The following is an 8,934-nucleotide window of genomic DNA, read 5'->3' on the forward strand; positions in this document are numbered from 1 at the left end:
TCCAGCGTCGTGGCACTCGTCGGCGCCGTGGTGGGACCCGTCGCCGCGCGGCATTTCGGGCGCCTGCGGTCGATGGCCGTCTTCTTCACGGCGCAGGCCCTCGCGATGGCGGTCCTGATCATCACCGACGACCCCGTGGTCTTCACCGTCGCGGCTCTCCTGTGGCAGACCTGCCAACTGGCCGTTCTGGTGCAGATGCTCGCCGCCGCCGCGCTCATCGACCCGACCGGCCGCCTGGTCACCTCCCTCAGCGGCGCGGGCGCGCTGGGCACCGGCATCGGGCCCCTGGCCGTCGGCGCCATCCTCGACGGCGCCGGGGCCGGCGTACTGAATCTCGTTCTGGCCATCGGCACCTTTCGTCGCCTCGCTGCCCCTGCTGAGGATGACGGTGGCCAGTGGGAAGGCCACCGGCGAACCACAGCCCGAACGCGTGCCGACGCTCTGAAGACGCCGTCCCGACCTCGCCGAACAGCCGCTGCCCCTGTCCGATGTCAGAGGCAGCGGCTGTCTGTGCGTCGAGGACCGGTTGCCTTGGCGGCGTCATCTCCTTCCTGGGGCGCAGACGTTGCCTCGGGAAGGAGATGACGCTGCTGGAACCCGGAGGTCTACGACCGGGCAGGACCGGTACACCAGCGGTTCCAGCCGGCGGCGGGCCCGGGACAAGGGCCGCCCCGGTCAGTGCGGGCAGGTGTCCATCCAGCGCGTGACCAGGGATGCGTCGTTCTTGTCGGCGTCACGTACGGGACCGCACAGGAACGGGCTGAAACGGGTGTCGGCACGCAGCCAGCGGCTGAGGAACGACACGGTCCACTTGCCCTGTTTGGCCTTGTTGCCGTAGCCCGTCATCGGACACAGATGGTCGCCCGGAACCTCGATGTAGAGCTTCTCGGCCTGGGACATGGAGTTGTACCAGGGCACAGCGTAGGTGTTGCCGTGGGCGACGGGGTCGCGTTGACAGGTCAGGAAGAACGTGGGCTCGGTGACTGCGGAGAAGTTCGCGTTCGGGTGGTAAGGGGCCGTCGGCACGCCCGCCCGGAAGCGCGGGTCGTCCCGGAGCGCCGCCATGACGCCACCGCCGCCCATGGAGTGACCGACCGCGCCGAGCGTGCCGTTGAGCTTCCCGGACAGCGGGTTGCCGGCTGCGTTGCCGAGCGCGAGCAACTGGGTGCCGGCGGCGGTGATCTGGCGGCCACGCGATTCTGGATCGTCGGTGAGTGTGTTGGTGCCGACGTTGATGACGACGAACCCCCAGGAGGCGAGGCGGGGCGCGAGCCACTGCAGATTCTGCTGTGTGCCCTGATAGCCGGGCATCAGGACGACGCCCGGATACGAGCCACTGTTCGTGGGGTACGTGACCGTGCCGGAGCCGTACCCGGTCGGGTTGGGAACGGTGTAGCTGGCGGTGGTCAGCGGCCCGTCGGTGGCCTCCAGGGAGGCAGTCGTCGGGTCCGGGATCTCGTTGCCCGGAGGGGTGCCGCCACCGGAGCCGTACACCTGAAACTCCCACAGCGAGTAGCCGTAGGCGGTGCCGCGCTGGGTGCCGTGGAAGCGGACGTACCGGCCGTTGCCGTTCACGTCGAGGGTCTGCACGCCGCCGGTGCCGGACGTCGTCGAGTAGATGGTGGTCCAGGTGGTGCCGTTGTCGGAGGTCTGGATCTGGAACGCGCGGGCGTACGCGGCCTCCCAGCGCAGCACGACTCGGCTGATGGTGGCGGTGGCGCCCAGATCGACTCCGAGCCACTGCGGATCACCGAACGTGCTCGACCAGCGCGTCCCGGTGTTGCCGTCCACCGCCGCCGACGCGGGAGTGGAAGCGTTCTCGCTGGACGAGGAGGTCGCGGGTTTGCCCTGGGACAGCAGGTCGGCCGCGGCGGCCAGCGGGGCGGCGGCGGCCAGCAGGGTCAGCGCCAAGCCGAGGGTGGTTGCCAGGGAGATCAGTGCCGTGATGGCCCGAGGTCGGGTCCGTAACGGCGCGATCGCAGGAGTGGAACGACTGTACGAACGCATTGCTTTACCTCCGGATAGCGGTGAGAGCGCGGTAACCGGACAGGAAGGGGCGCCGCGTGCGGCGGCTACCGGGACTGTTCGAAGAGCCAGTCGATGACCACGTCGTTCTCGTACGTCTGGGCCCATGAGAGGTGTGGGTTCACGGGTGTCGTTCCGGCCGCGTAGCTCGTGAACAGTACGTGACTGCGCGTGGCCCGGGCCTGTCGTAGGAGCGCCCGGGACCGGGCCTCGAACTGCTCCTTGGGCAGATCGTTGGCCCACTCCCCCCGGCTGACCCGGGCACCGGCGGCCTCCAGCGCGTTCATCAGTGTCCAGGTGCCGGGCTTGCCGAACCTGCCCTCCCGGTAGGGGACGACCGGGTCGTCGACGGAGTGGTCGGCCCAGATCGGGATGTGCGTGATCCTGTCCATGGAGGCCGTCTCGCCCCAGCCGGCCGTGGGCAGGGCGGCCGCGAACATGTCGGGTCGCTTCGCCAGCAGGCTGTAGATACCGCGCCCACCGGAGGACAGGCCGACGAGGTAGAGCCGGGCTGTGTCCACGGTGCGGGAGTGCTCGCTCACGAAGGTGTCGATGAGTTCGATCAGAGCGGCCTGGACCTTGGCGTCGGTCCAGTCCGTGCCATCGGGTCCGTCCATGGGACGGGGCAGGGGGATCTGCGGAGAGAGGACGAACGCGGGGTTACGGCGCTGTCGTTCCGGTTTGGCGAACGTGACCGCGATCCGGTTGGACGTGAGCTGGGTCATGTTGTTGTCCGCGACTTCGCCACCGCCGTGCAGCGTGACGACGAGCGGATACCGCGTACGCGTCTGCGGGTTCCGTACGAATCCCTCGGGTCGGTACAGCCGGAAGTCCAGTTCGAAACCTGCGGAGTCGGTGAAGGAACCGGCTGCGAAGTCGTCGACCACGGGAGTGATGACGTCGTCGTTCCGGCACGCGAACGGACCGGCCCTGAGCAGGGTTTCGCCATCCGGGGTGTGCACGTCCGCCACCTGTGTGACGGAGTACGCGCGGTCGAGCGGAAAGGGGTCGGTGCCCGCGGCCCGCGCGTTGGAGTCGTTCGGGTCGAGTTCGATGATCAGGCGGTCCCCCGGGCGTCCGGAGCGAGACCGGTCGTCCACTTCGGCGGTGGTGCTGGAGTAGACCCGGGTCACCGTGCGAGCCGCCGTTTGTCCGCCCACCGTGGCCTTCACCTGGAAGGCCGAGGGCGGGATCACCCCGCCGCGTAGGTCGATGCGATACGCGTACTGGAGGGCGATGGCTGTCACCAGCCAGTTGTTCCTCGGCGTGACCCGCGTGACGAGGTCCGTTCGCAGGACCGGGTTGCGCTCGGAGGTCGCTTGTCGTCTTTCGGATGTGGCTGTCGTGGTGTCGGCGGCCGTGGCGGTTGCCGTGCTCACGGCCGGCGCCGCGAGCGCACCTGCTGTCACTGCGAGCGCCGTACGTCTGGTGATCCGTCTCATGCGTCCTCGTCTCGCTCTTGTGGGGGCACCCGGACCGGGTGTCTGGTGTGCATGGATCCGTTCGCGCTGGTCGAACGCCCGCAACCGGACGGCAGGTTGGAGGTTGAGCGGCATGTGCGGTGGCTGCCGGGAGCCCGCGGCCGGCGGGGACTCCGCTCAGACCCGGGCCACCGTTCACAGGGGGAACGCACCGGTCAGCAGGGCACCGGCGGTCATGACCAGGGTGGTGGCGAAGGCCCAGCGGAAGATGAAGCGCTGGTGTTCGCCGAGCGACACACCGCTCATGCCGACCAGGATGAACGTGGACGCGGTGAGCGGACTGAGCGGGAAACCCGTGGTCATCTGGCCGAGAACGGCGGCCCTGGCGACCTCGGCCGGGTCCGTGCCGAAGCCCTGCGCCGTCTCGGCGAGTACGGGCAGTACGCCGAAGTAGTAGGCGTCCGGAGTGAAGACCAGGCTCAGCGGCATGCCGGTGACGGCCACCGCGAGGGGCAGGTGCGAGCCGAAGGAGTCGGGGACGACGGAGACGAGCGTCTCGGCCATCTCGTCGATCATCCTGGTGCCGGTGAGGATCCCGGTGAGGACGCCGGCCGCGAAGATCATCGTGGTGACCAGGACCACGCTCTTGGCGTGCTTGTCGAGCAGCGCCTGTTGCTGTTCCCAGGTGGGGTGGTTGACCAGCAGCGCGATCGCGAACCCGAGGACGAACAGCACCGGAAGCGGCATCACTTCCTGGATCAGGCAGACCACGAGCGCGACGGTGAGCAGGAGATTGAAGACGGTCAGCCAGGTCCGCGGCAGCGGCGGGACCCGGACGGTGCCGGGCCCGTCCCCGGGAGCCCGGAGGGCCTGACGCTCCCCGTCAGCCGTCGCCGTAGTGGCGTGCCGGCGCGACTCGGGTTCCGTGGTCGCCGTGACCGTCGTCGAAGCGGCGGGTTCACGGTCGCCCCACCCGTCCTCGCCCTCGCGCACGTCCGCGGCCGGACCCTGCGGGGGAAGCGCGGCAAGACGCTTGCGTTCCCCACGGCCGAGCAGGTAGGAGGCCACCAGCACCCAGGCGACGCCGAAACCCATCGCGGGCAGCACGGGGTTGAAGACCTCGGAACTGTCCAGCTTCAGTGCCGCCATGGCTCGTACCGTCGGGCCACCCCAGGGGACCATGTTCATCACGCCCGCGCCCAGGCAGACCACTCCGGACAGCACCAGGGGGTTCATACCGAGCTTCTTGTAGACCGGCAGCAGTGCCGAGACGGTGATGAGGAAGGTGGAGGCGCCGTCTCCGTCCAGGGCCACGCACAGCGTGAGGACGGCCGTGGCGACGGTGATCCGCAACGGATCACCACGCGCCACGCGCAACAGTCCGCGGATCAGAGGGTCGAAGAGCCCGGCGTCCACCATCAGGCTGAAGTACAGGACCGCGAAGGCGATCATGATGCCGGTGGGGGCCACCTTGGACAGCCCACCGAGAATCAACTCGCCCAGATCACCCGCGAAGCCGCCGATGAGCGCCGCCAGCACCGGAAGCAGGATCAGAGCGACCAGTACCGAGGCGCGTTTGGTCATGGTGAGCAGCAGGAGGACGAGGATCGTGGCGAAGCCCAGGGCTGCCAGCATGACGGCGCTCGCTTTCTCGGGGACGGCCCTCGGCGGCGGCGGGCCGGAGCCGGGCGGGGGCAGGCCGAGGTGTTACGCGAGAGTTTCGGAGCACTACCGGATCGGTGTCCAGCATCAAACCGAGATCTGTCCATGCGATAAGCGCATCAATCCGGGCGGGTGAGCCTATGCTCGTCGGCCATGGAGGCCACCACCCTGCGTCAACTGGCGGCATACGCGGCCGTCGCACGGGCCGCGAGCTTCACCGCGGCCGCCGCGGAGATGCATGTGTCCCAGTCCTCGCTCAGCCGCGCGGTCGCGGATCTCGAGCGACAACTGGGCGTTCAGCTCCTGGAACGGGACACCCGTCACGTGCAGTTGACCGCGGCGGGCGTCGAGGCCCTGCGGGTCGCCGAGCAGATCGTCACCGCTCACCGGGCGGGCATGAAGGAGCTCAGGCGATACCTGCTCGGCGAGTCGGGAACGGTCGCCGTGGCCACTCTTCCCTCCGTCGCGGCGGTGCTCCTGCCGCAGGTGATCTCCGACTTCCGCGAGCGGCGGCCCCGGGTGGCGGTACGACTCCTCGACGGCCTGGAGCGGTCGGTACTGGACCGGGTCCTGTCCGGCGACGCCGACTTCGCGATCACCACCGTCGGTAACCCGCCGGAGCAGTTGGAGCACCGCCCCCTGGTCAGGGACCGCTTCGTCGCGGTGCTGCCGGAAGGCCACCCGCTCGCCGACCGCCACGAGATCGCCTGGGACGACCTGGCTCGTCAGCCGTTCCTGGCCGTCGGGCGCGACTCGAGCGTGCGCCGGCTCACCGACGCGGCATTCGCCCAGATCGACGCGCACGCGGCGCCGGCGGCCGAGGCGGGCAGTATCGCGACCGTGGGGGGACTGGTGACCGCCGGCCTCGGGGTGTCGGCGATGCCGGCCCTCGTGCTTCCGCTGATGGGTGCCGGACCCGTCGTCTGCCGTCCTCTGGTGGACCCCGTGGTGGACCGGCGCCTGGACATCGCGCTGCGCGCCCGACGAACGCTCCCCACCGTGACGGAGCGGTTCCTGGAGACGCTCGAGGAGTTCCGCCTCCGCGGGCGTCCACTTCCGCCCGGTGTTTCGTGGGCCTGAAGCCGCGTACGGGTACCGGCTCCCCCGATTCATGCGTTCTTCGCATTGATTGATGGCCTTCTGTTGCTCGACAGGCATTTCTCCGCTCCGGCAGTCTGAGGACACGGCGACGGCCGTGCCGCATCCACGCGGACGACGCTGTCGGGGACCCACGCGGAACAGCAGGGCAAGGGAGCTCAGCGGTGTCGGACGACGAGCGGAACACCACCGGAAGCGGGCAGTTGCACGGGCTGAAGGTGGTCGAGTTCGCCCATGTGGTGGCCGGTCCGCTGGCCGGCTCGATGCTCGCCGACCAAGGGGCCGACGTCGTACACGTAGAGCCACCCGGCGCCGGCGACGCGGCCCGCGCCATGGGGCCCCAACGTGACGGTGTTCCCCTGTGGTTCAAGGTCGCCGGCCGCAACAAACGCTCGGTCACCCTCGATCTGCACCACGAGGCCGGCCGGCTCGTCGCCCACCGGCTCGTCGCCTGGGCGGACGTCGTCATCGTCACCCTGCGCGCGGGACGCCTGCGCAGCTGGGGACTCGACTGGGACTCCGTGCACCGGATCAACCCCCGGGCCGTGCTGCTGCAGATCTCCGGCTTCGGCGCGACCTCGTCACAGGCGGACGCTCCCGGCTTCGGCAAGGTGGGTGAGGCGCGCAGCGGGGTCGTCCACCTGACCGGCTTTCCCGACGGCCCGCCCGTGCACACCGGCTTCTCGCACGGCGACGCCGTGACCGGCCTGATGGGCGCCTACGCCGTCCTCGCCGCACTTCACCGCCGCGACCACGACCCCGGGTTCGACGGCGAGTGGATCGACCTCGCTCTCTTCGAGTCCCTGTTCCGTCTGGTCGAGTGGCAGGTCATCGTCCACGACCAGTTGGGACGAGTACCCGAACGCTCCGGCAACCAGCTGGCGGTCGCCCCGGGGGCCGTGATCAACACCTACCGCTCCCGCGACGGCGAGTGGATCACGGTGACCTCCGCGACGCTGCGATCGGTCCGCAACATCGCCCGCCTGCTGGGACTCCCCGAGGAGGAGTTCACCACGGCCCAGCAACAGTACGACCGACGCGAAGAGTTGGACGAGAACCTGCGGAACTGGGTGGCAGAGCGCGTCACCCGCGAGTGCCTGGAGGAGTTCGCTCGCGCCGAAGTCGTGGCCTCACGGGTGTTCGACGCCGCGGACATCGCCGCCGACCCCGTGTACGCCGAACGCGAGGACATCGTCACCGTCCATGACCCCGATCTCGGTCCGGTACGTATGCAGGCTGTGATCCCGCACTTCCGGCAGCTCCCCGGGCGGGTCTGGCGGACAGGGCCCGCCCTCGGGCAGGACAACCACCTGGTCTACGGGCAGTGGCTCGGACTCAGCGCGGAAGAACTGGCCGACCTGGAGAAGAGCGATGTCATCTAGGGGGTCCTCGAAGAGCTCTGCCGAGCTGGACGAGGGAATGGTGGACCGGCCCCCGCTGCGCTCCCTGCTCTTCGTCCCCGGCACCAGAACCGACTGGCTGCCCAAGGCCCGGGCGGCGGGCGCCGACGCGGCCATCCTCGACCTGGAGGACGCGGTGCCCGCCGCGGGCAGGCTCGCCGCCCGCGCACAGGTGGCCGACGCCGTCGCACAGGCCGCCGCCACGCCGGCCGGGCAGGCGGGACGGATGGCGCTGTTCGTCCGTGTCAACCCGCTGGACGACTGGACGGGGGCCGAGGAACTACGCGCGGTCGTACGGCCCGGGCTCGCCGGTGTCGTCCTTCCCAAGGTCCGCTCCGCTCAGGACGTGAGGCTTGCCGACCGGCTGCTGGGCTGGTGCGAACAGGAACAGGGCCTGCCACGGGGAGAGGTCGCCCTGGTGCCCCTGCTGGAGACGGCGCGCGGCCTGCGCGAGGCCTACCACATCGCCCGAGCCGTCTCACGAATCGCCTACTTGGGCGCTCTCACCGCCCCCGGCGGCGATGTGGAACGCGCCGTCGGCTACCGCTGGAGCCCTGAGGGAACCGAAACGGTGGACTTGCGCTCCCGTGTTCTGCTGGACGCCAGAGCAGCCGGAGTGCCGTGCCCAGTCGGCGGACTGTGGACGCGCATCGGCGACCTGCCGGGATTGCGTGCCTTCGCCGAACAGAACCGCTCTCTCGGCTACGAGGGCATGATGGCGATCCATCCCTCCCATGTCCCCGTGATCAACGAGGTGTTCTCCCCCGGCCCCGACGAACTCGCCCGCTGCGCAGAGCTGATCGCGGCGGTCGAGGCGGCACAGCGAGAAGGCACAGGCGCCGTGACCTTCGAAGGTGAGATGGTCGACGAGGCCATGGCCCGTACGGCCCGCCTTGTTCTGGCACGACACGGTGCGGAAGCTCGCGTGGCGCGTACGAGTTCCGCGTCGAGGCCGCAGGCCCGCGACGTTCAGCGCCCCCCGAGGAACACTCACCCTCGCTCGGTCTGACCGCCGGCCGTCGGGTCTCGCCGGGGCCGACGCCTTCGCCCGGCATCAGCCTGCCACTCCAGTGCATGCTGGGCTATATGCGGGGGAATCCTGCCGCGATGCACAGGCCGGTGATCTGGTCGTGCAATTGCGGGCCGACCGCGCGGGGAAGCAGCACGAAGGGTGAGTCTGCCAACTGTGCAAGCTGCACGGTCTGTTGGGCGGCTAGTGCTGTGACCGGAAAGGTTTGCCGGAAAACTCGCGGCGTCCGGTGCGGTGCCTCGCAAGGCGGAGCATGACCCGTGTACTGGATGTACTCGGGTCATGCGACAACGCCGCG

At 69.7% G+C, this 8,934-nt stretch carries 6 protein-coding genes and 1 pseudogene; 3 read left to right on the forward strand and 4 right to left on the reverse strand.

Annotation, left to right across the window (positions count from 1 at the left end; all coding sequences use genetic code 11):
* The 4 genes and pseudogenes from AOK23_RS48215 to AOK23_RS36310 all read right to left on the reverse strand — a co-directional run.
* A pseudogene (locus AOK23_RS48215) lies at positions 1 to 408 on the reverse strand (hypothetical protein); the annotation flags it as partial.
* 267 nt (positions 409 to 675) lie between these two features.
* Complete coding sequence (locus AOK23_RS51760; protein ID WP_338056555.1) at positions 676 to 2,007, reverse strand: poly(ethylene terephthalate) hydrolase family protein; 1,332 nt, start codon at positions 2,005 to 2,007, stop codon at positions 676 to 678.
* Between the two features lie 65 nt (positions 2,008 to 2,072).
* A complete protein-coding gene (locus tag AOK23_RS36305; protein WP_240496723.1) occupies positions 2,073 to 3,404 on the reverse strand; it encodes a prolyl oligopeptidase family serine peptidase in 1,332 nt (443 codons plus the stop codon).
* Positions 3,405 to 3,641: 237 nt separating this feature from the next.
* Positions 3,642 to 5,081 (reverse strand): CitMHS family transporter, encoded by a 1,440-nt coding sequence (locus AOK23_RS36310; protein WP_079049908.1) that lies wholly within the window; start codon positions 5,079 to 5,081, stop codon positions 3,642 to 3,644.
* 180 nt (positions 5,082 to 5,261) lie between these two features.
* Between AOK23_RS36310 and AOK23_RS36315 the strand changes: the two genes are divergently transcribed.
* The 3 genes from AOK23_RS36315 to AOK23_RS36325 all read left to right on the forward strand — a co-directional run bounded on the left by AOK23_RS36315 (position 5,262) and on the right by AOK23_RS36325 (position 8,615).
* Positions 5,262 to 6,188, forward strand: coding sequence for a LysR family transcriptional regulator (locus tag AOK23_RS36315; RefSeq protein ID WP_055716773.1), 927 nt, complete (start codon positions 5,262 to 5,264; stop codon positions 6,186 to 6,188).
* A 182-nt stretch (positions 6,189 to 6,370) separates the two neighbouring features.
* A complete protein-coding gene (locus tag AOK23_RS36320) occupies positions 6,371 to 7,588 on the forward strand; it encodes a CaiB/BaiF CoA transferase family protein (protein ID WP_055716774.1) in 1,218 nt (405 codons plus the stop codon).
* Entirely contained in the window at positions 7,578 to 8,615 is a 1,038-nt protein-coding gene (locus tag AOK23_RS36325) for an HpcH/HpaI aldolase/citrate lyase family protein (RefSeq protein WP_079049909.1), read from the forward strand. The genes AOK23_RS36320 and AOK23_RS36325 overlap by 11 nt, the downstream gene beginning before the upstream one ends.
* Positions 8,616 to 8,934: the final 319 nt, after the last annotated feature.

Source organism: Streptomyces torulosus, from assembly GCF_001419765.1.
GTDB lineage: Bacteria > Actinomycetota > Actinomycetes > Streptomycetales > Streptomycetaceae > Streptomyces > Streptomyces torulosus.